This window comes from Streptomyces taklimakanensis, from assembly GCF_009709575.1.
In the GTDB taxonomy this organism is placed as follows: Bacteria; Actinomycetota; Actinomycetes; order Streptomycetales; family Streptomycetaceae; genus Streptomyces; species Streptomyces taklimakanensis.
Map to the genome: position 1 here is coordinate 4,282,450 of NZ_WIXO01000001.1, position 22,019 is coordinate 4,304,468.

20 protein-coding genes are annotated in these 22,019 nt (G+C 73.2%); 16 read left to right on the plus strand and 4 right to left on the minus strand.

The features are described 5' to 3' along the window. The first annotated feature begins 25 nt into the window (after positions 1–25). Entirely contained in the window at positions 26–1,168 is a 1,143-nt protein-coding gene (locus F0L17_RS19065; RefSeq protein ID WP_155072015.1) for a D-alanine--D-alanine ligase family protein, read from the plus strand. A gap of 79 nt (positions 1,169–1,247) precedes the next feature. Here F0L17_RS19065 and F0L17_RS19070 read toward each other — a convergent pair whose 3' ends face one another. Both F0L17_RS19070 and F0L17_RS19075 read right to left on the minus strand, forming a co-directional pair. After that, a complete protein-coding gene (locus tag F0L17_RS19070) occupies positions 1,248–1,778 on the minus strand; it encodes a DUF3515 domain-containing protein (RefSeq protein WP_420802436.1) in 531 nt (176 codons plus the stop codon). A 20-nt stretch (positions 1,779–1,798) separates the two neighbouring features. After that, a complete protein-coding gene (locus tag F0L17_RS19075; RefSeq protein ID WP_162466416.1) occupies positions 1,799–2,032 on the minus strand; it encodes an Lrp/AsnC ligand binding domain-containing protein in 234 nt (77 codons plus the stop codon). A gap of 197 nt (positions 2,033–2,229) precedes the next feature. On the opposite strand from F0L17_RS19075, the gene F0L17_RS19080 reads away from it, so the two are divergent. Both F0L17_RS19080 and thiD read left to right on the plus strand, forming a co-directional pair. Beyond that, the gene (locus tag F0L17_RS19080) at positions 2,230–3,246 is read left to right on the plus strand and encodes a thiamine-phosphate kinase (protein ID WP_155072017.1); all 1,017 of its coding nucleotides are present in this window, start codon (positions 2,230–2,232) and stop codon (positions 3,244–3,246) included. Between the two features lie 64 nt (positions 3,247–3,310). Continuing rightward, positions 3,311–4,120 (plus strand): bifunctional hydroxymethylpyrimidine kinase/phosphomethylpyrimidine kinase, encoded by an 810-nt coding sequence (gene thiD / locus F0L17_RS19085; RefSeq protein WP_155072018.1) that lies wholly within the window; start codon positions 3,311–3,313, stop codon positions 4,118–4,120. A 194-nt stretch (positions 4,121–4,314) separates the two neighbouring features. On the opposite strand, the gene rpmB is transcribed toward thiD, so the two are convergent. After that, positions 4,315–4,500: a 50S ribosomal protein L28 gene (rpmB, locus tag F0L17_RS19090; RefSeq protein ID WP_093662092.1), complete on the minus strand. Its 186-nt coding sequence runs from the start codon at positions 4,498–4,500 to the stop codon at positions 4,315–4,317. Positions 4,501–4,759: 259 nt separating this feature from the next. On the opposite strand from rpmB, the gene F0L17_RS19095 reads away from it, so the two are divergent. From F0L17_RS19095 to mutM, 9 genes are all read left to right on the plus strand, one after another. Continuing rightward, positions 4,760–6,514 (plus strand): DAK2 domain-containing protein, encoded by a 1,755-nt coding sequence (locus F0L17_RS19095; protein ID WP_162466417.1) that lies wholly within the window; start codon positions 4,760–4,762, stop codon positions 6,512–6,514. Positions 6,515–6,656: 142 nt separating this feature from the next. Next, complete coding sequence (recG, locus tag F0L17_RS19100) at positions 6,657–8,843, plus strand: ATP-dependent DNA helicase RecG (RefSeq protein ID WP_238420718.1); 2,187 nt, start codon at positions 6,657–6,659, stop codon at positions 8,841–8,843. 151 nt (positions 8,844–8,994) lie between these two features. Next, positions 8,995–9,612: a 16S rRNA (guanine(966)-N(2))-methyltransferase RsmD gene (gene rsmD / locus F0L17_RS19105; protein ID WP_155072019.1), complete on the plus strand. Its 618-nt coding sequence runs from the start codon at positions 8,995–8,997 to the stop codon at positions 9,610–9,612. Continuing rightward, positions 9,609–10,118, plus strand: a complete 510-nt coding sequence (gene coaD, locus F0L17_RS19110) for a pantetheine-phosphate adenylyltransferase (protein WP_155072020.1) — start codon at positions 9,609–9,611, stop codon at positions 10,116–10,118. Before rsmD ends, coaD begins: the two co-directional genes overlap by 4 nt. Positions 10,119–10,213: 95 nt before the next feature. After that, entirely contained in the window at positions 10,214–11,365 is a 1,152-nt protein-coding gene (locus F0L17_RS19115) for a cell division initiation protein (protein WP_162466419.1), read from the plus strand. A gap of 196 nt (positions 11,366–11,561) precedes the next feature. Beyond that, complete coding sequence (locus F0L17_RS19120) at positions 11,562–12,161, plus strand: YceD family protein (RefSeq protein WP_338018140.1); 600 nt, start codon at positions 11,562–11,564, stop codon at positions 12,159–12,161. Between the two features lie 2 nt (positions 12,162–12,163). Continuing rightward, positions 12,164–12,337, plus strand: a complete 174-nt coding sequence (rpmF, locus tag F0L17_RS19125) for a 50S ribosomal protein L32 (protein ID WP_031508259.1) — start codon at positions 12,164–12,166, stop codon at positions 12,335–12,337. Between the two features lie 19 nt (positions 12,338–12,356). Further along, complete coding sequence (rnc, locus tag F0L17_RS19130; protein ID WP_238419439.1) at positions 12,357–13,202, plus strand: ribonuclease III; 846 nt, start codon at positions 12,357–12,359, stop codon at positions 13,200–13,202. 202 nt (positions 13,203–13,404) lie between these two features. Continuing rightward, on the plus strand, positions 13,405–14,265 hold the full coding sequence (gene mutM / locus F0L17_RS19135; RefSeq protein ID WP_155072022.1) for a bifunctional DNA-formamidopyrimidine glycosylase/DNA-(apurinic or apyrimidinic site) lyase: 861 nt from the start codon (positions 13,405–13,407) through the stop codon (positions 14,263–14,265). Positions 14,266–14,418: 153 nt separating this feature from the next. Here the strand turns inward: mutM and F0L17_RS19140 are convergent, their stop codons facing one another. Further along, positions 14,419–15,405: a CAP domain-containing protein gene (locus tag F0L17_RS19140; protein ID WP_155072023.1), complete on the minus strand. Its 987-nt coding sequence runs from the start codon at positions 15,403–15,405 to the stop codon at positions 14,419–14,421. A 187-nt stretch (positions 15,406–15,592) separates the two neighbouring features. Here F0L17_RS19140 and F0L17_RS19145 point away from each other — a divergent pair, with 187 nt between their 5' ends. The 4 genes from F0L17_RS19145 to F0L17_RS19165 all read left to right on the plus strand — a co-directional run bounded on the left by F0L17_RS19145 (position 15,593) and on the right by F0L17_RS19165 (position 21,841). Continuing rightward, the gene (locus F0L17_RS19145) at positions 15,593–15,919 is read left to right on the plus strand and encodes an acylphosphatase (protein WP_155072024.1); all 327 of its coding nucleotides are present in this window, start codon (positions 15,593–15,595) and stop codon (positions 15,917–15,919) included. Positions 15,920–16,201: 282 nt separating this feature from the next. Next, positions 16,202–16,411, plus strand: a complete 210-nt coding sequence (locus tag F0L17_RS19155; RefSeq protein ID WP_155072026.1) for a hypothetical protein — start codon at positions 16,202–16,204, stop codon at positions 16,409–16,411. A 183-nt stretch (positions 16,412–16,594) separates the two neighbouring features. After that, a complete protein-coding gene (smc, locus tag F0L17_RS19160; RefSeq protein ID WP_162466420.1) occupies positions 16,595–20,173 on the plus strand; it encodes a chromosome segregation protein SMC in 3,579 nt (1,192 codons plus the stop codon). A gap of 234 nt (positions 20,174–20,407) precedes the next feature. Next, positions 20,408–21,841, plus strand: coding sequence for a sugar porter family MFS transporter (locus F0L17_RS19165; RefSeq protein WP_162466421.1), 1,434 nt, complete (start codon positions 20,408–20,410; stop codon positions 21,839–21,841). Positions 21,842–22,019: the final 178 nt, after the last annotated feature.

Sequence of the window (22,019 nt, forward strand, 5' to 3'; positions counted from 1 at the left end):
GTACGTTAGGTAGTCTCGACCGGATATGAGCAGCCAGTCCTCTCCCCAGACCCCCCGGCCGCGCGTCGCCGTCGTCTTCGGCGGACGCAGCTCCGAGCACGCGATCTCCGTGGTGACCGCGGGTGCCGTCCTGCGCGCCATCGACCGGGCGAAGTACGACGTCCTGCCGATCGGCATCACCGCGGACGGACGCTGGGCCCTGACCGCCGACGACCCCGAGCGGATGGCCATCACCGGCCGTACGCTGCCCAACGTCGAGCAGCTCGCCGAGTCCGACACCGGCTCGGTGCTGCTGCCGGCCGAGCCCGCCAACCGGGAGGTCGTCTACACCGAGCCCGGCGCGGTGCCCAAGGTGCTCGGCGAGGTCGACGTCGTCTTCCCCATGCTGCACGGCCCCTACGGCGAGGACGGCACGCTCCAGGGCCTGCTGGAACTGGCCGGGGTCCCCTACGTGGGATCGGGAGTCCTGGCCTCGGCGGTCGGCATGGACAAGGAGTACATGAAGCGGATCTTCGCCTCCTTCGGACTGCCCGTGGGCCCGTACACGGTGGTCCGGCCGCGCGAGTGGAAGCGGGACGAGACGGCCGCCCGGAAGAAGATCGTGGACTTCGCGGGCGAACACGGCTGGCCCGTCTTCGTCAAGCCCGCGCGCGCCGGCTCGTCCTTCGGCATCACCAAGGTCGACGACCTGGCCGCCCTGGACGAGGCGATCGCCGAGGCACGGCGTCACGACCCGAAGATCATCGTGGAGTCGCTGCTGCGTGGCCGTGAGATCGAGTGCGGCGTCCTGGAGTTCGAGGACGGCCCGCGCGCCAGTTTCCCGGCCGAGATCCCCCCGGCCGGCGCCCACGACTTCTACGACTTCGAGGCCAAGTACATCGACTCGGCCGAGGGCATCGTGCCCGCCCCGCTGACGGAGGAGCAGACCGGCCGGGTCCAGGAGCTGGCGGTGCGCGCCTTCGAGGCGGCCTCCTGTGAAGGACTGGTCCGCGCCGACTTCTTCCTGCTGGACAACGGCGAGTTCGTCATCAACGAGATCAACACCATGCCCGGTTTCACCCCCATCTCCATGTACCCGCGCATGTGGGAGGCCAGCGGCGTGAGCTATCCGGAGTTGGTCGACCGCCTCATCGGGGCCGCGCTCGACCGCTCCACCGGGCTGCGCTGACGCGCGTCGCCCCCCTCTCCTCTGCCCGGCCCGGGCCCCGGGACGCTCCTCCTGCGACGCGAACCGGGCGTCCCGGGCGTCACAGCGGTTCGACGGGCACGGCCGCGCGCACCGCGTCGGACAGGTCGGTCAGGGGATTGACCTCGGGCGCGTACGCGTCGGGCACGGTCACGCGCACGAACACCTCGCGGCCGGTGGTGGTGAACCGGTAGCCGCCGTCGGTCTCCTCCACCAGCCAGGAGACGCCGTTCACCTCCACCGCCTCGGCGGTGGGGTTGTAGTGTTCACTGCCGGGCGTGAGCACCTCGGGCCGCGGCACCCCGCAGCCCAGCTCGATGCCGGGATCGCCCCACACGGCGGCGTACCGCGTCTCCGGCTCGATCGCGACCCGCGACTGCCCGTCCACGCGCTCCGGCAGCGCGTCGTGCAGCGTGCGGCAGACCGCGGCGGCCGAGCCGGTCGGGCTCGGCACGGGCGGTCGGGGCGCGTCGTCGCCGAGGGAACACCCGGTGGCCGTGATGCACACGGCCGTCGCGGCGCTCAGTGTGATGACCGGCCGGACGAGCGACGGGAGGACCGTCCACGGTGACAGGCGGGGCGAGGCGTCCACCGAACGAGCATACGGGGGAGCTACAGGTGCACGACCGGGCAGGTCAGGGTGCGGGTGATGCCCTCCACGTGCTGGATCCTGGCCACCACCATGCGGCCCAGGTCGTCCACCGTGTCCGCCTGCGCGCGCACGATCACGTCGTAGGGGCCGGTCACGTCCTCGGCCTGGATCACCCCCGGGATTCCACCGACGATCTCGGCGACGGTCGAGGCCTTGCCGACCTCGGTCTGGATCAGGATGTACGCCTGTACCACGGAACCTCCAGGGCGGCTACGAGGATCATGGGGGACGAGGGGACGCCACGGTACCGCGTCGTCGACGCCGCCGGGGAGACCCGAGCCGCCGATGGGCGTGGCAGGAGGACGGCGGGGACGGGGACCGTGACGGGGCCGCGGATCCCGGGGACGGCCGCGACGGTACCGTTCGAGCGGACAGACGAAGGGGCACGACGATGCTGAGTTCTCCCGGAGGACAGCCTCCCCCTCACTTCTCCGGGGGCGTCCCCAGGACCCCCGGCCGGACGGTGGGGGAGCTCGGGGAGTTCGGACTGATCCGTGAGCTGACCTCGCGGATCACCCCCACCCCGGCCGTGCGGATCGGACCGGGCGACGACGCGGCCGTGGTCGCCGCACCCGACCGGCGCGTGGTCGCCAGCACCGACCTGCTGGTGGAGGGTCGGCACTTCCGCCGCGACTGGTCCACCGCCTACGACGTGGGCCGCAAGGCGGCCGCGCAGAACCTCGCCGACATCGCCGCCATGGGGGCCGCGCCCACCGCGCTGCTGCTCGGCCTCGTCGTTCCGGCCGAGCTGCCGGCGACCTGGCCCGCCGAGCTGATGGACGGCCTCCACGACGAGTGCCGGGTGGCGGGAGCGGCCGTGGTCGGCGGTGACGTGGTGCGCGGCGACACCATCACCGTGGCGATCACCGCGCTGGGCGACCTCCAGGGCCGCGAACCGGTCACCCGCACCGGGGCGCGGCCCGGCGACGTCGTCGCGGTGACCGGCTGGCTGGGCTGGTCGGCGGCCGGGTACGCGGTGCTCGCCCGCGGTTTCCGCTCCCCACGCGCCTTCGTCGAGGCCCACCGCCGCCCCGAGCCGCCCTACCACGCCGGCCCCGCGGCGGCCGAACTCGGCGCCACCGCGATGACCGACGTCAGCGACGGGCTCGTCGCCGACCTCGGCCACATCGCCGAGGCGAGCAAGGTGCGCATCGACATCCGGACGGCCGCCCTGGACGTCCCCGCCCAGATGTCCGACATCGGCCAGGCGGTGGGCGTCGATCCGCTGCGGTGGGTGCTCACCGGGGGAGAGGACCACGCCATCGTCGCCACCTTCCCGCCCGACGCCAAACTGCCCGCCCGCTGGCGACGCGTCGGCGAGGTGCTCCACCCCTCGGCGTCGCCGCAGGTGACGGTGGACGGCGCGCCGTGGACGGCGGGCGGCGGCTGGGACCACTTCGGGGGCTGAGGGCCAAGAGCGAGCACCGTACGCCGCGTGCCGCACGGCACGTGCCCGGCCGTAGGCTGCGGTCATGCGTACACCACCACCGAGAGTGCTCACCGTCGCCGGGTCCGACTCGGGCGGCGGCGCGGGCATCCAGGCCGACCTGAAGACGATGCTGGCGCTGGGCACCCACGGGATGAGCGTGCTCACCGCCGTCACCGCGCAGAACTCCCTGGGCGTGCAGGGCGCCTGGGAGCTGCCCGCCGAGGCCGTCCGGCAGCAGTTCCGCAGCGTGATCGAGGACATCGGGGCGCAGGCGGTCAAGACCGGCATGCTGGCCGGCGCCGAACTGGTCGAGACGGTCGCCGACCTGCTCGACGGACTCACGGCACCGGTGGTCGTCGACCCGGTCGGGGTCTCCAAGCACGGCGATCCGCTCCTGGCCCCCGAGGCGCTGGAGGTGGTGCGCACCGCGCTGCTGCCGAAGGCCACCGTCGCCACCCCCAACCTGGACGAGGTGGCCCAGCTCACCGGCGTACGGGCCGAGACCGAGGCCGAACTGCCGCGCGCCGCGGAGGCGGTGCTGGCCCACGGGCCGCGGTGGGTTTTGATCAAGGGCGGTCACCTGAAGGACGGGGACACCGCCGTGGACCTGCTCACCGACGGCACCGCCGAACACTGGCTGCGCGCGCCGCGCCACGACAACCGCCACACCCACGGCACGGGCTGCACCCTGGCCGCCGCGATCGCCGCCCTGCTGGCCAAGGGGGCCTCCGTGCCCGAGGCGGCCCGCGGGGCCAAGGAGTACGTGACGGGGGCCATCGCCGCGGGCTTCGCGCTGGGGGATGGCATCGGGCCGGTGGACCACGGCTGGTGCCTGGGCGGCGACCGGCGCTAGCGCCGGGGCGCGGGGCGGCCGGACCGGCATCCCGGTCGTCCCGCGCCCACCGGCGGCCCCGGCCCGTGCGGACACGCCGGAAAGCCGGCCCACCCGAGGTGGACCGGCTTCCCGAGGACCGGCAGTGGCCGCGCTGGATGACACGTCAGCGCGGGACCGGGTCGTCCCCGCCGGAGCGGGGAGAGGTCAGGCGCTCAGCGCGAGACCTTGCCGGCCTTGATGCACGAGGTGCACACGTTGAGCCGCTTCGGCGTCCGACCGACCATCGCACGCACGCGCTGGATGTTGGGGTTCCAACGGCGGGACGTACGGCGGTGCGAGTGCGAGATGTTGTTGCCGAAGCCCGGCCCCTTGCCGCAGACGTCGCAGTTGGCAGCCACGGGTCACTCCAAAGACTTCAGATGCACTTACAGTGAAATCCCGGCGTCGGCAGGATCAAGGATGACCGGCACTGCCAGGGAATTGAGTAGAGCCCGACACGGGTCGGGCAACCGGTGCAGCATACCCCGGCAGCGGGGTGGGGAGGAAATCACCCCGCCGCGCCCCCCGGTTCGGGCCGCGCGACGGCGGCGGCACTAGCCTTCGGCCGTCGTCGTTGTCCCCCGGCCCCCCGGCCGCAGTCCACCAGGAGGCCCGTCCGTGCCGCAACCGCTCGACGCCGCCGCGGTGCGGAACTGGTGCGCCCAGGCGCTCGACGCGCTGGGCCGGAACCGCGAGACGATCGACGCGATCAACGTCTATCCGGTGGCCGACTCCGACACCGGAACCAACCTCTACCTCACCGTGGAGTCCGCCGCCCGGGCCGTGGAGGCGGCCTGCGTGGGGCGGCCCACCCCGACCCAGGCGATCCGGGCCATGGCCCACGGCGCGCTGATCGGCGCGCGAGGCAACTCCGGAACGATCCTGGCGCAGTTGTTGCGCGGGATGGCCGAGGAGATCGCGACGCGGGAGGACGGCGGGAACGGCCTGGAGACTCCAGGCGGAGCGGCGACCATCGACGACGCCGTGACCACCGCGACCACCGTGGACGCCGCAACCGCCGTGGACGACGCCGAACTGCTGCGGCGCGCGCTGCGGCGGGCCGCCGGCTCGGCCCGGGCGGCGGTGGCGCGTCCGGTGGAGGGGACCGTGCTCACGGTCGCCGACGCCGCGGCCGAGGGCGCCCGGAACGCCACCGGGGACTGCGCCGCGGTGGCCCGCGCCGCCTGGCGGGCCGCCGGCACGGCCCTGGACACCACCCCCGACCGGCTTCCGGTGCTCGCCCGCGCGGGCGTGGTGGACGCCGGCGGATACGGCCTGGTCACGGTCCTGGGCGCGCTGGTCGGGGCGCTCTCCGGGGAGCGCCCGGCGGACCCGGCCGCCGGTGCCCCCGGGGTTGCTGCGGACCTGTCGCGGCGGCCGTGTCCCGCTTCGGGGCCCGAGCACCCCGGCGGGCCCGGCGGTGACACGGCCGGTACGGCCGGCACGGACGTGCCCGAGGGCCCGGCCTACGAGGTCGTCTACCTGCTGGAGGCCGACGACGGGGCCGTCGACGCCCTGCGCACCCGGCTGGACGCCCTCGGCGACAGTCTGGTGGTGGTCGGCGGCGACGGGCTGTGGAACGTCCACGTCCACGTGGACGACGCCGGCGCCGCCGTGGAGGCCGGCATCGAGGCGGGTCGCCCCTTCCGCATCGGCATCACCCACTTCGGCGGCGGCCCCGCTCGGCGCGCCGAACACGTCGCGGACCCGCCCCTGCCCCGTGCCGTGGTCGCGGTGGTGCCCGGCGACGGACTCGCGGAGCTGTACACCGAGGCGGGCGCCACGACCGTCACCGTGTGCCCCGGGGAGTCGCCCGCAGCCGGCGAGCTGGCGCAGGCCCTGCGCAGGACGGGCGCAGCCGAGGTCGTCCTGCTGCCCAACGACCCCGACCTGCGGCACACCGCCGCCGCGGCCGCCGAGCGGGCCCGCGCCGAAGGGCTGAGGGTCGCCATCGTCCCCACCCGCTCCCCGGTGCAGGGCATCGCGGCGCTCGCGGTCCACGAGCCCGGCCGCCGCTTCGACGAGGACGTCGTGGCCATGACTGCGGCTGCCGGAGCCACCCGGTACGGCGAGGTGTGCGTCGCCGAGCGACAGGCCTGGACCACCGCCGGCGTCTGCCAGGCCGGGGACGTCCTGGGCCTGATCGAGGGGGACGTGGCGCTGATCGGCACGGAACCGGCGCGGGTGGCCGCGGCCGTGCTGGACCGGATGCTCGCGGGCGGCGGGGAACTGGTCACCCTGGTGATCGGCGCGGACGCCCCGAAGGGGTTGGCCGACCGGCTGGAGGAGCACGTGAGGCGGACCCACCTGGCCGTCGACACCCTCGTCCACGAGGGGCGGCAGGGCGGACCGCTGCTCATCGGCGTGGAGTGACGGGACGCCCGACCCCGGGTCGCGCGCCCGCGCTGTCGGTGCCGTGGTGTGCAATGGGGGCGTGCCCGAGCTGGAAGAGACCCGGAAAGACCCGCTGACGGAGCCGCTGAGGAAGGCGCTCGGCGGCACCACCGCGAAGGTGATGGCCGAGCACCTCGGCCTGAACACCGTCGGGGACCTGCTGCACCACTACCCGCGCAGGTACGCCGAGCGCGGCGAGCTGACCCGGCTCGCCGACCTGCCGCTGGACGAGCACGTCACCGTCGTCGCCCAGGTCGCCGACGCCCGGGTGCACACCTTCAACCACGGGCGCGGCAAGCGACTGGAGGTCACCCTCACCGACGGCAGCGGCCGTCTCCAACTGGTCTTCTTCGGCAGGACGGTCCATCACCACCACCGGGAACTGCTGCCCGGCCGCCGCGGGATGTTCGCCGGCAAGGTCGGGGTCTTCAACCGCAGGCTCCAGCTCTCCCACCCGGCCTACGAACTGCTGGGCGCCGACAGCGACGCGGACGCGCCGGCCGCGTTCGCCGGGCGGTTGATGCCGATCTACCCGGCCTGCAAGCAGATGGAGTCCTGGAAGATCGCCAAGGCCGTCGACACCGTCCTGGGGGCCCTGAGGGCCACCGGATGGGCCGGGGTCGCCGATCCGCTGCCCGCCGCGCTGCGCACCGAACGCGCTCTGCCCACCCTGCCGGAGGCACTGGAGAAGGTCCACCAGCCGCACTCCAAGGCCGACCTGGAGCAGGCGCGGGCCCGACTGAAGTGGGACGAGGCGTTCGTCCTCCAGGTCGCCCTGGCCCGCCGCCGCCTCGCCGAGGGCCAGTTGCCCGCCGTGCCCCGCAAGCCGCGCGAGGGCGGCCTGCTGGACGCCTTCGACGCCCGGCTGCCGTTCACCCTCACCGACGGACAGCGGACCGTCAGCCGGGAGATCTTCGAGGACCTGGCCGGCGAGCACCCCATGCACCGACTCCTCCAGGGAGAGGTCGGCTCCGGCAAGACGCTGGTGGCGCTGCGGGCCATGCTCGCGGTGGTGGACGCGGGCGGGCAGGCCGCGCTGCTGGCCCCCACCGAGGTGCTGGCCCAGCAACACCACCGGTCGATCACCGAGATGATGGGCGAGCTGGCCGAGGGCGGGATGCTCGGCGGCCCGGAGCACGCCACCAAGGTGGTGCTGCTCACCGGCTCGATGGGCGCCGCGGCCCGTCGTCGGGCCCTGCTGGAGCTGGCCACCGGCGAGGCCGGGATCGTGATCGGCACCCACGCCCTGATCGAGGACGCGGTGCGGTTCCACGACCTGGGCCTGGTCGTGGTCGACGAGCAGCACCGCTTCGGCGTCGAACAGCGCGACGCCCTGCGCTCCAAGGGGAAGCAGCCCCCGCACCTGCTGGTGATGACGGCGACGCCCATTCCGCGCACGGTGGCGATGACCGTCTTCGGCGACCTGGAGACCTCCGTCCTGGACCAGCTCCCGGCCGGCCGCTCGCCCATCGCCAGCCACGTGGTGCCCGCCGCGGAGAAGCCCCACTTCCTGGCGCGCGCCTGGGAACGGGTGCGCGAGGAGGTGGCCGCCGGGCACCAGGCGTACGTGGTCTGTCCGCGCATCGGCGACGAGGAGGAGCAGGAGGCCGCGGGCGCCGGCCGCGCGGGAACGGGCGGCGGCGACGGTGGCCCGGGGGCCGACGGGGAGGGAGCCGGCGCGGACGGCGATCGGCGTCCGCCACTGGCCGTCCTGGACGTCGCCGCGCGGCTCGCCGACGGGCCGCTGGAGGGGCTGCGCGTCGCAGCGCTGCACGGCCGGATGCAGCCGGACGCCAAGGACGAGGTGATGCGCCGCTTCGCCGCCGGCGAGGTGGACGTCCTGGTGGCCACCACCGTGGTCGAGGTCGGGGTGAACGTCCCCAACGCCACCGTGATGGTGATCATGGACGCGGACCGGTTCGGCGTCTCCCAGCTCCACCAGCTCCGCGGCCGGGTCGGACGCGGCAGCGCGCCGGGGCTGTGCCTGCTGGTCAGCGAGGCCCCCGACGGCAGCCCGGCGCGAGCCCGACTGGGGGCGGTCGCCGCGACGCTGGACGGCTTCGAGCTCTCCCGGATCGACCTGGAGCAGCGTCGTGAGGGCGACGTGCTGGGACAGGCGCAGTCCGGCACCCGGTCGTCGCTGCGGATGCTCGCCGTCATCGATGACGAGGAGGTCATCGTCGACGCCCGCGAGAAGGCGACCGCGCTCGTCGCCGACGACCCCGGCCTGGAGCGGCTGCCCGAACTCCGCGTCGCCCTGGAGGCCCTGCTCGACGAGGAGCGCGAGGAGTACCTGGAGAAGGGGTGAGCCACCAGCGCCCGCGGAAGGCGGCACGGAACGTCGCCGTCGGCGGTGGGCGGAGGGGCGCGCGGCGGGCCGACGCCTCCGCCGGCACCTATCGTGGTGGTCGGCGGCCCTCGGGCCCACCACCGCCCAGGACCCGAGGAACGATGCAGCGATGACCCGCGTGATCGCCGGAGCCGCCGGAGGACGACGGTTGGCGGTGCCGCCCGGCCGGGGCACCCGCCCGACCTCCGACCGGGCGCGCGAGGGACTGTTCTCCACCTGGGAGTCGCTGCACGGGCCGTTGACGGGGCTGCGGGTGCTCGATTTGTACGGAGGGTCGGGAGCGGTGGGTCTGGAGGCGCTCTCGCGCGGCGCGGCCCACGCGCTGCTGGTCGAGTCCGATGCCCGGGCCGTGCGCACCATCCGCCGAAACGTCCGTGAACTGGGCCTGCCCGGCGCCGAGGTGAGGCCGGGCCGGGCCGAGCAGGTGGCGCGCGGTCCCGCCCCCGACGAGCCGTACGACCTGGTGTTCCTCGACCCGCCGTACGTCGTCACGGACGACGAGCTGCGCGAGATCCTTCTCACACTCGACGCCGGAGGATGGATCGCGGGCGACGCCCTGGTCACCGTGGAACGCAGCACCAGGGGCGGTGAATTCGGCTGGCCGGCGGGCTTCGAGGGGCTGCGCTCCCGCCGCTACGGCGAGGGGACGCTCTGGTACGGTCGCGCCGCCGAAAGCGCCGGCAGGGTCGGCGGGACCGGCGATCAGGAAGCCGCAGAAGCACCATGACCCGCACGGAGAGCGAGGAGACGCCAGTGCGCCGCGCCGTCTGTCCGGGGTCCTTCGACCCCATCACCAACGGGCACCTCGACATCATCGCCCGCGCCTCCAAGCTCTACGACGAGGTGTACGTCGCGGTGATGATCAACAAGTCCAAGAAGGGCCTGTTCACGGTCGACGAGCGCATCGACCTGATCCGCGAGGTGACCGGCGACTACGGCAACGTACGGGTCGAGGCCTTCCACGGCCTGCTGGTGGACTTCTGCAAGCAGCGCGACATCCCCGCCATCGTCAAGGGCCTGCGGGCGGTCAGCGACTTCGACTACGAACTGCAGATGGCCCAGATGAACAACGGCCTCTCCGGCGTGGAGACACTGTTCGTACCGACGAACCCGACCTACAGCTTCCTCTCCTCCAGCCTGGTCAAGGAGGTCGCGACCTGGGGCGGGGACGTCTCCCATCTGGTGCCGCCCGCCGTCCTCGCGGCCCTGCGCGGACGCCTCGCCCGCTCCTGAGCCCCCGAACCGCGGCCGTCGTTTCCGGGCCCCGCCCCGGTTCGCTCCCGGCATCCGGTGTCGCGCGGGCCCGCGGTGCCCGTACAGTCGCACCCGTGGACGTACAGCAGAAACTCGACGACATCGTCGCGGCGGTCGAGAGCGCCCGCTCCATGCCCATGTCGGCCTCCTGCGTGGTCAACCGCGCGGAGCTGCTGGCCATGCTGGAGGAGGTGCGGCAGGCGCTGCCCGGCTCGCTCGCCCAGGCGCAGGAGCTCATCGGCGACCGGGAGCAGATGATCGCCGAGGCCCGGCAGGAGGCCCAGCGGATCATCGACTCCGCGCAGGCCGAACGCGGTTCGCTCGTCTCCGGCACCGAGGTCGCCCGCCGTGCCCAGGAGGAGGCCGACCACATCCTCGCCCGGGCCCGTCAGGAGGCCGAGGAGATCCGTGCCGAGGCCGACGACTACGTCGACAGCAAGCTCGCCAACTTCGAGGTCGTGCTCAGCAAGACCATCGGCTCGGTCGACCGCGGGCGCGAGAAGCTCCTCGGCCGCGACACCGGCGCCGACCCCTACGCCGAGGAGCACGGCGAGGACGTCCCCGAGCGCTCCGCGGACCCCGAGGAGCTGCGTCGCCGTGCCGACTCGTACGTGGAGGCCCAGTTCCGGGCCTTCGAGGCGGTCCTCTCCAAGACCCTGGAGGCGGTCGGGCGCGGCCGGCAGAAACTCACCGGCCACCGCCCCATCGACGAGCTGGGCGCCCATCTCGCGGCCCAGGACGAGCAGGCCCCGCAGCAGAGCGACGCCGACTACCTCGCCGACCTCGCCGCCGTCGCCCGGGATCCGGCCCCCGCCACCGTGCAACACCACCCCGGGGACCCGGTCCACCGGATGCAGCCGGCGGCGGAGTACGAGCCGCAACAGCCGGCGGCCGATCCGTACCCGTCGTACGACTACCGGCAGGCCCAGCAGCCGCAGCAGGTCGAGGGGTACGGCTATCCCCAGGAGTACGGGCAGCAGGACCCGTACGGCTACCGGCAGGCCCAGCAGGACGACTACGGGCAGCCGGCGGCCGATCCGTACCCGTCGTACGACTACCGGCAGGCCCAGCAGCCGCAGCAGGTCGAGGGGTACGGCTATCCCCAGGAGTACGGCCGGCAGGAGCAGGTGCCCGCGCCGCCGCCCGCCGCGCTCGACGAGACCAGCTTCTTCGACACCGGCATGATCGACATGGAGCAGCTCAGGCAGTACGAGCAGGGCCGCTGACCGGAGGGCCGGGCCGCTCGCGGCGGCCCGGCCCGGCCCGATTGGGCCTCCGGCGAACCGTCCAGTATCCTGGCCATTCGGTCGTGGTACGCCCGCGACTTCGGCTGCCCAGAACGCAGGAATGTGGAGCCGGCCGGTGTCAGACCGTAGAAAGCAGGAAGCCCTGAACGCCCCCCTCGACCCTCGTTCCCCCCTCGTGTTGGACACACGCGAGCTGGGGCGTCGTCCCGGTGCGCTCAAGGAGCTCTCCCGCACGGTTCCGGCGCCCGGGGACCTCGGCATCGAGGTCATCGGAGTGCCGGAGGGCGCCTCCATGGAGCTCGACCTCCGCCTGGAGTCGGTCATGGACGGGGTGCTCGTCACGGGCACCGCCCGTGCACCGCTCACGGGGGAGTGCGTAAGGTGTCTGGAGCCGCTGGAGCAGCAGTGCGAGGCGGACTTCCAGGAGTTGTTCTCCTACCCCGACGCCGACGACCGGAGCCGCCCCGCGGACACCGGCGACGACGCCGAGGACGAGGAGACGTTCCGGCTCGAGGGCGACCTGCTCGACCTCGAGCCCGTGCTGCGCGACGCGGTGGTGCTCTCGCTGCCGCTGCAGCCCGTGTGCCGGGAGGACTGCCCCGGACTGTGCCCCCGCTGTGGGGCGCGGCTCGCGGACGATCCCGACCACGACCACAACGAGGCCGCCGACATCAGGTGGGCGGCGCTCGAAGGACTCGCCGACTCCATGCGGGGCGGCGAGAAGGCCGAAGACAACGACCCCCGCAGCGACGGGGACGATTCACAGGAGAAATAGCCGTGGCTGTTCCGAAGCGGAAGATGTCGCGCAGCAACACGCGCCACCGCCGGTCGCAGTGGAAGGCTGCGGTCCCCACCCTGGTGAAGTGCGAGCGCTGCCAGGAGCCCCGTCAGCAGCACATCGCCTGCCCGAACTGCGGCACCTACAACCGCCGCCAGGTCCTCGAGGTCTGATCGGCGGGTGACGGGCTCCATGTCAGACGCCACTACGCCTGGAGGCTCCCCCCGCCCCGACGGGGGTGAGGCGGTGGCGCAGGCGGGTCTGGTGGACGCGGCCTCGTCCCTCACGCTTCTGGAAGGGCGGCTCGGGTACCGACTCGACGCCGCCCTTCTGACGCGTGCGCTGACGCACCGCAGCTACGCGTACGAGAACGGCGGTCTGCCCACCAACGAGCGCCTGGAGTTCCTCGGGGACTCCGTCCTGGGCCTGGTGGTCACCGACGCCCTCTACCGCACCCACCCCGACCTGCCCGAGGGCCAACTGGCCAAGCTGCGCGCCGCGGTGGTCAACTCGCGGGCGCTCGCCGGGGTCGCACGCGGCCTCGACCTGGGCGCCTTCGTCCGGCTCGGCCGGGGCGAGGAGGGCACCGGGGGCAGGGACAAGGCGTCGATCCTCGCGGACACCCTGGAGGCCGTGATCGGCGCGGTCTACCTGGACCTGGGACTGGAATCGGCGAGCGAGCTGGTCCACCGGCTCTTCGACCCGCTGATCGAGGAGTCCTCCAACCTCGGCGCCGGACTGGACTGGAAGACCAGCCTCCAGGAGCTGACCGCGGCCGAGGGGCTGGGAGTCCCGGAGTACCTGGTCAGCGAGACCGGCCCCGACCACGAGAAGACCTTCACGGCTGCCGCCCGCGTCGGTGGTGTCGCGTACGGCACCGGCACCGGCCGCAGCAAGAAGGAAGCCGAGCAACAGGCGGCCGAGGCCGCCTGGCGCGCGATCCGGGCCGCCGCCGACCGGAACGGCGACGGACCACCGTCGGAGGAGCGGACCGAGGGCGACCAGACCGGGGAGCAGACCGCCGAAAGGGTCTCCTGAAGCCTCCTGACCGGCGGATCGGCCGAAACGGTCGGCTCTCGCGCCACCCGTCCGCGTCCCTTCCCGTACGCCCGACGCCCACCCGCCCGGAACAAGGGCGGGTGGGCGTGCGTTCCGCCGAGCACCCGGGCGTGCGCTTCGGCGCCGCCGGCCGGTCCGGCGGCCCGTTCCGTCCGCCCCGTCCGTCCACGAGGAGTCGTCGTTGCCAGAGCTGCCCGAGGTCGAGGTCGTTCGGCGCGGACTGGAGCGCTGGGTCGGCGGACGCACCGTCGCCGACGTCGAGGTGCTGCACCCGCGCGCGGTCCGCCGTCACGCCGCCGGGGCGGTCGACTTCGCCGCCCGGCTGCGCGGTGCCCGGATCGGCGCGCCCCGGCGCCGTGGCAAGTACCTGTGGCTGCCCCTCACCGACACCGGTCACTGCGTCCTGGCCCACCTGGGCATGAGCGGGCAACTGCTCGTCCAGCCCCACGACGCGCCCGACGAGAGGCACCTGCGCGTCCGGGTCCGCTTCGCCGACGGGACGGGCACCGAACTGCGCTTCGTCGACCAGCGCACCTTCGGCGGGTTGTCCCTCCACGAGACCACTCCCGACGGACTGCCGGACGTCCTGGCCCACATCGCCCGGGATCCGCTGGACCCGGCCTTCGACGAGACGGCCTTCCACTCCGCCCTGCGGCGTCGCCGCAGCACGATCAAACGGGCCCTGCTGGACCAGTCGCTGATCAGCGGGGTCGGCAACATCTACGCGGACGAGGCGCTGTGGCGCTCCCGCCTCCACTACGACCGTCCCACCGCCACCCTCACCCGTCCGCGCACCGCCGAACTCCTGGGCCACGTCCGCGACGTGATGAACGCCGCGCTCGCCGTCGGCGGGACGAGCTTCGACAGTCTCTACGTCAACGTCAACGGCGAGTCGGGCTACTTCGAACGAGCCCTGGACGCCTACGGGCGGGAAGGACTGCCCTGCCGCCGCTGTGCCTCCCCGATACGCCGCAGCCCCTGGATGAACCGGTCGAGCCACTTCTGCCCCCGCTGCCAGCGCCCGCCCCGTCCGTCCCGCTGACACGGCGATCGGCGGCGTCGCCCGGGAGCCGAGGAAGTGACGCGCGGCCTTCTCGACCCGCGTACGACTGCGGCCGCCATCCCGACCTGCCGGCGGCCCGGCCGGCTCCGGTGACGGCCCGGGGGCCGAACCAGGGCTGACCTGCGGGTTCGCTCAGAAGCCGAAGTTCTGCGTCCACCACGGGCCACCCTCGGCGAAGTGCGCCCCCACGCCCAGGGTCCGGTAGTCGCAGTTGAGGATGTTGGCGCGGTGGCCGGGGCTGTCCATCCAGGCGTCCATCACCGACTGGGCGTTGGCCTGGCCGCGGGCTATGTTCTCGGCGGCGAGGTTGTCGATCCCCGCCGCCTCCGCGCGGTCCCAGGGGGTGTCGCCGTCGGGACCGGTGTGGGAGAAGAAGCCTCGGGCGGCCATGTCCCGGCTGAACCGTCCGGCCAACTCCGCCAGCTCCGGGTCGGCGGTGAGCGGCCGACAGCCGGCCTCGGCGCGCTCCAGATTGACCAGTCGCAGCACCTCGGCCTCGGCGGCCGCTTCGGCGTCGGTGGTGGGGGAGACGGGGGTGACGGACTGCCGTGAGGCGGCGGACGAGGGCGACCGGTCCCCCTCCGAGGCGGTGGGCGTCCGCGCGGGCGCCCGGGTGGTGTCGTCCTCGGTGGCCGGAGGCGTGCCGCCAGGGGTGTCGTCGGGGGAGGGGGTGGGGTCGGCCGGCTTCTCGGACGGCTCCGCCTCGGGCTTCTCCGCGTCACGCGAGGGTTCGGCGCCGGGGGTGCCGGGGGTGCCGGGGGTGCCGGGGGAAGAGGCGCGCTCGCCGCCGCGGTCCGCGGCGGACTCCCCGCCGCGCACCTCGGGGGTCGGTGTCACCGTGCCCTGGGTCTGCAGGTCCGCCGATCCGCCGGGGACGCTTCCGGACGGGTTGATGAGTCCGCCGCCGATGCTGTAGGTGCCGTTCGGGCCGGGGAGCAGACCGGAGGCCACCGCCACGGCGCCCATCGCCATCGCGGCCGACGCCCCGAGCAGGCCGGTGCGGACGGGGACGGCGCTCCGCTTCCGGCGTGAGCTGCGGTGGCGTCCGCCCACCGCGCGGTGGGCGGAGGCGACGGGGGCCGGGGCTGGGGCCGGTTCGGAGCGGCGGTGGCGTCCCATCTGTTGCGGTCCTCACGTGGTCGGCGTCACTTGTTTCACTCGAAAGAGTGAGACCCGTTGCCGCGTGACTGTACGGCATTCACGGAGGAGGCAGGAGCGAACGGCGGGAAACGTGAGGAACCACAAGGTGGCGGGCACGGAGCGGGCCCGGCGCCGAACCGCCGGGCCTGTCGATAGCGTGCGTCCCATGGGTGTGAACGCGGAGAACGAGGGGATCGACGAGGCCGGAGCGGCGGATGGGACCGTGCGCATGACGGCCTGGGTGCGCGGCCGGGTGCAGGGCGTCGGCTTCCGGTGGTACACGAGGGCGGCCGCCCTGCGGATCGGCGGACTGGACGGCTTCGCGCTCAATCTCGACGACGGTCGGGTGCAGGTGCTGGCCGAGGGAGCGCGGGACCGCTGTGAACGGTTGTTGGAGTGGCTCCGCACGGGGGACACGCCCGGCCGGGTGGAGGGGGTGACCGAGATCTGGGGTCCCCCTCGTGGGGGATACGAGGGCTTCTCGATCCGGTGATCGAAAACGGTTGCCTTTCACCGCCCGACGTGCAAGGCTGCCGCCAACGAAGTCCGGAAGCCCCCCGCGAGCCCTCCGGCGCCTTGAGCGCCGTCGAGTCAAGGCCGCCGGGGCGCGTGGCGTGATCGTGTTGACCGTCAAAACTTTTGGTGAGACGCTGGAAGCCCCGCGCACCGCAACTGTTCTGCCTTGGGAATGAAGGCAGGGCAGGGACCGCGGGTGCGAATCCCTCACGACCCACCACCGCTTCGGTCGGTCACTCAGTGCGGAGGACCATCCATCATGGCAAAGGCGCTTCTCGGTTACGTCGGCGGTCCTGACCCCCGAGTCCTCGCCGAGATGCGACGGCTACAGCAGCGTGTTCAGGACCTGGAATCCGAGCTCGTACGGATTCAGGCCGAGAACGACGCTCTGTCGGCCGCCGCTGCACGGCACGGCGACTCGCTGCTGGACGGCATCGACGTTTCCAAGGCGGAGCCTGCGCTCACCTGACCGGGAAGCCGGCACAGGAGACCGCAGCGCCGAGCCGCTGGAGAAAACTGCAAGGGACGCTTCGGCGTCCCTTCGTCGTTTCCGCCCGCGGATACGGCGCTTACCGTGTGATGTGCCCCACCCGTTCAGCGGCGAAACTCGCCTCGGACGTGAAACCGTCACCGGGGAGTAAAGTCCGGGACCGTGCACCTCAAGAGCCTGACCCTGCGCGGGTTCAAATCCTTCGCCTCGGCCACCACGCTGCGGTTCGAACCCGGCATCACCTGTGTGGTGGGCCCCAACGGTTCCGGCAAGTCCAACGTGGTGGACGCCCTGTCGTGGGTGATGGGCGAGCAGGGTGCCAAGTCGCTGCGCGGCGGCAAGATGGAGGACGTCATCTTCGCCGGCACCGCCGGTCCCTCCGGGCGTCCGCCGCTCGGCCGCGCCGAGGTCTCCCTGACCATCGACAACACCGACGGCGCGCTGCCCATCGAGTACTCCGAGGTCACCATCACGCGGATCATGTTCCGCAACGGCGGCAGCGAGTACCAGATCAACGGTGACACCTGCCGACTGCTGGACATCCAGGAACTGCTGTCGGACTCCGGCATCGGCCGGGAGATGCACGTCATCGTCGGACAGGGACAGCTCGACTCCGTCCTGCACGCCGACCCCGCCGGTCGCCGGGCCTTCATCGAGGAGGCGGCCGGCGTCCTCAAACACCGCAGGCGCAAGGAGAAGGCGCTGCGGAAACTGGACGCGATGCAGGCCAACCTCGCCCGCGTCCAGGACCTGACCGACGAGCTGCGCCGCCAACTCAAGCCCCTGGGACGGCAGGCGGCCGTCGCCCGTCGGGCCGCGGTGATCCAGGCCGATCTGCGCGACGCCCGGCTGCGGCTGCTCGCCGACGACCTGGTCACCCTGCGCGCGGCGCTCAGGGCCGAGCTCGCCGACGAGGCCGTGCTCAAGGAGCGCAGGGAGGCCGTGGAAGCGGAGCTGCGGGAGGCGCTGCAGCGGGAGGCGGTGCTGGAGCAGCGGCTGCGGGAGCTGGCCCCGAGGCTGGAGAGGGCGCAACAGACCTGGTACGAGCTGTCGCAACTGGCCGAGCGGGTGCGCGGCACCGTCAGCCTGGCCGACGCCCGGGTCCGCAGTGCCTCCGCCGAGCCGGTCGAGGAGCGCCGGGGGCGCGATCCGCAGGAGATGGAGCGCGAGGCCGCCCGTGTCCGGGAGCAGGAGGCGGAGCTGACCGCGGCGCTGGAGGCGGCGAGCCGGGCGCTGGAGGACACCGTCGCGCACCGGGCCGAACTGGAGCGGCGGCTGGCCGAGGAGGAGCGCAGACTCAAGGACGTCGCCCGTGCCATCGCCGACCGCCGCGAGGGACTGGCCCGGTTGCAGGGCAAGGTGACGGCGGCCCGCGGCCGGGCCGCTTCCGCGCAGGCCGAGATCGGACGTCTGGTGGAGGCGCGGGACGCCGCGCGCGAGCGCGCCGCGGCGGCGCAGGAGGAGTACGAGGCGCTACGGGCCGAGGTGGAGGGACTCGACGCGGACGACGCCGAGCTGGCGGAGGAGCACGAGGCGGCCAAGCGGGAGCTGGCGGAGGCGGAGGCGGAGCTGAGCGCGGCCCGCGACGCCCTGTCGGCCGTCGAGCGGGAGCGCGCGGCCGTCTCGGCCCGCCGGGAGGCGCTGGCCCTGGGGCTGCGGCGCAAGGACGGCACCGGCGCCCTGCTCGACGCCGGCGAGCGGCTCGCCGGGCTGCTGGGCCCGGCCGCCGAACTCCTCACCGTCGCCCCGGGGTACGAGGTCCCGGTCGCCGCCGCGCTGGGACCGGTGGCGGACGCCGTCGCCGTGGCCGACCCCGCCGCGGCCGCCGACGCGCTGCGCCTGCTGCGGGAGGAGGACGCGGGACGGGCGGCGCTGCTGGTGGGCGGTTCCCCGGACGGACCGGACGGACCGGACGGGTCGGACGTGCCGGGTGTGTCCGGTGCCCGGCGGGCGGCCGGCCTGGTGGCGGGTCCCGAGGAACTGTTGCCCGCGCTGCGGTGGATGCTGCGCGACACGGTGGTGGTCGACACCCTCCGGGACGCGGTGGAGGTGGTGACGGAGCATCCGGAGCTGACCGCCGTCACCGCCGACGGCGATCTGTTGGGAGCCCGTTTCGCCCAGGGCGGTTCGGTCGGTGCGCCGTCGTCGCTGGAGGTGCGGGCCTCGGTGGACGAGGCGACCGCCGAGCTGGCGGGGTTGGACGCCCGGGCGGAGGAACTGACCGGGCGGCGGGAGAGCGCGCGCGAGCGGCGGCGCGCGTGCGCGGCCCGGGTGGAGGAGCTGGGGGCGCGGCGCAGCGCGGCGGAGAAGGACAGATCGCAGGTCGCCGGTCGGCTGGGGCGGCTGGGAGGGCAGGCCAGGGCCGCGGCCGGGGAGGCGGAGCGAGCGGCGGCGGCCGTGGCGAAGGCCGAGGAGGCGCTGACCCGGGCCCGTGAGGAGGTCGAGGAGCTGGCCGAGCGGCTGGCGGTGGCCGAGGAGGAGCCGGGGGAGGAGGAGCCGGACACCTCGGTGCGCGATCGGTTGGCGGCCGACGGGGCCAATGCCCGGCAGACGGAGATGGAGGCCCGTCTCCAGGTCCGCACCCACGAGGAGCGCGTCAGGGGACTCGCCGGTCGGGCGGACTCGCTCGACCGGGCGGCGCGCGCCGAGCGGGACGCGCGGGCGCGCGCCGAACGCCGCCGAGCCCGGCTGCGGCACGAGCGGGAGGTGGCCTCGGCGGTGGCCTCCGGCACCCGTCTGCTGTTGGCGCACGTGGAGGTGTCGCTGGCGCGGGCCGAGGAGGAGCGCGAGGCCGCCGCGGGTGCCCGGGCCGAGCGGGAACGGGAACTGGCCGCCGCCCGCAACCGGGGTCGGGAGTTGAAGGAGGAACTGGACAAGCTCACCGACTCCGTGCACCGCGGCGAGGTGCTGGGGGCGGAGAAGCGGCTGCGCATCGAGCAGTTGGAGACCAGGGCCCTGGAGGAGCTGGGCGTGGAGCCGGCCGTACTGGTCGACGAGTACGGTCCCGACCGGCTCGTACCGCCGTCCTTGCCCGCGCAGGGCGAGGTGCTGCCGGAGGACCCCGACCACCCGCGCAACCGTCCCGTTCCCTTCGTGCGGGCCGAGCAGGAGAAGCGGTTGAAGGCGGCGGAGCGGGCGTACCAGCAGTTGGGCAAGGTGAACCCGCTGGCGTTGGAGGAGTTCGCGGCCCTGGAGGAGCGGCACCGCTTCCTCAGCGAGCAGCTGGAGGACCTGAAGAAGACCCGGGCCGACCTCCTCCAGGTCGTCAGGGAGGTGGACGAGCGGGTCGAACGGGTCTTCACCGAGGCCTACCACGACACGGCCCGCGAGTTCGAGGGCGTCTTCTCGCGGCTCTTCCCCGGCGGCGAGGGGCGGCTGGTCCTCACCGATCCGGGGAACATGCTGACCACGGGCGTGGACGTCGAGGCGCGTCCACCGGGCAAGAAGGTCAAGCGGCTGTCGCTGCTGTCGGGCGGGGAGCGCTCGCTGACGGCCGTGGCGCTGCTGGTTTCGATCTTCAAGGCGCGGCCCAGCCCGTTCTATGTGATGGACGAGGTCGAGGCGGCCCTGGACGACACCAACCTCCAGCGGTTGATCGGAATCATGAAGGAACTCCAGGAGAGCTCCCAACTGATCGTGATCACCCACCAGAAACGGACCATGGAGGTGGCCGACGCCCTCTACGGGGTGTCGATGCAGGGGGACGGGGTCTCGAAGGTGATCAGCCAGCGCCTTCGCTGAGCTCTCCCGGCCCGTCCCGGCCTTCACCCCTGCTTCACTTGTCGAACGAAAAAAGTCACACCTGCGATTCAAGCCGAGTTCGCCTCATCTATTGACTTCAACTTTTGAAGGAATAGTCTCTGCATGGTCGTCCTTGCCTTCACACGGCGGCATGTGCTCGTTCGCACCGGGTAGAAGGCGGCAACCACTTGGCAGCCCACCCGGCACCGTCGCCGGGGATCGCAGGAGTACACAGTGACCAGCACCGCGCAGGTGGGGTCGGACGGGCCGGGCGTCCCGGCCGTACGGCACCAGCACCTCAGACACGTCGTCTTCATCGCCGTCGCGGCGGCGATGGGAGGCTTCCTCTTCGGCTACGACAGTTCCGTGATCAACGGCGCGGTCGAGGGCATCCGCGGCAGATTCGACATCGGCTCCGGCGCGCTCGCCCAGGTCATCGCCGCCGCCCTGATCGGAGCCGCCATCGGCGCCGCCACCGCGGGCCGGCTCGCCGACCGGCTCGGCCGCATCCGGGTGATGCAGATCGCCGCGGTGCTCTTCGCCCTCAGCGCCATCGGGTCCATGCTGCCCTTCGGCATGTGGGACCTGGCCTTCTGGCGGACCCTGGGCGGTGTCGCCATCGGCATGGCGTCGGTGATCGCCCCCGCCTACATCGCCGAGGTCGCCCCGGCCGAGTACCGCGGCCGGCTCGCCTCCTTCCAACAGGCCGCGATCGTGCTGGGCATCGCCGTCTCGCAGCTCGTCAACTGGGGCGTCCTCAACCTCGCCGACGGCGAACAGCGCGGACGCCTGCTGGGCCTGGAGGCCTGGCAGCTCATGCTCGGCATCGAGATCGTCCCCGCGCTGCTCTACGGTCTGCTGACCCTGCGCATACCCGAGTCCCCGCGTCACCTCGTCGCCCAGGGGCGAACGGAGGAGGCCAAGGCGGTCCTCGCGGGAGTGGAACCCGCGGGCAGCGACCTGGACGCCCGGATCGTCGAGATCGAGGAACGCATGCGCGGCGAGCACAAGCCGAGCCCGCGCGATCTGCTGGGCGGACGCTTCGGCCTGCTGCCCATCGTCTGGGTGGGCATCGGCCTGTCGCTGTTCCAGCAGTTGGTCGGCATCAACGTGATCTTCTACTACAGCGCCTCGCTGTGGCAGTCGGTCGGCATCGACCCCAGCAGCTCGTTCTTCTACTCCTTCACCACCTCGATCATCAACATCGTCGGCACGGTGATCGCGATGCTCCTGGTGGACCGGATCGGCCGCAAGCCGCTCGCCCTGATCGGCTCCACCGGCATGGCGCTCTCGCTGGGCGCCGCCGCCTGGGCGTTCTCCTACAAGAGCGGCACCGGCGAGGACATCTCCCTGCCCGACGCCCAGGGCACCGTCGCCCTGATCGCCGCGCACTCCTTCGTCCTCTTCTTCGCCCTCTCCTGGGGTGTGGTGGTCTGGGTGATGCTCGGCGAGATGTTCCCCAACCGCATCCGGGCCGCCGCCCTCGGCGTCGCGGCCGGGGCCCAGTGGGTGGCGAACTGGCTGATCACCGTGACGTTCCCGAGCCTGTCGGAGTGGAACCTGTCGGGCGCGTACGTCATCTACACGGTCTTCGCCGTGCTCTCGATCCCCTTCGTCCTCAAGTGGGTGCCGGAGACCAAGGGCCGGGCGCTGGAGGAGATGGGGTAGTCCCCGTCGCCCGTCCTCCCCACACCACGGGCGCCGCCCCGGCCACCAGCGTGCCGGGGCGGCGCCCGACCGTTTTCCCCGCCCCCTCCGTCCCCTCCGCTGCCTCCCCCCCACCGCCGCCCGTCCGCCGCCACGCCCGAGGACACCGCCGGGCGGCACGGACCATCGGCCGGAGGCC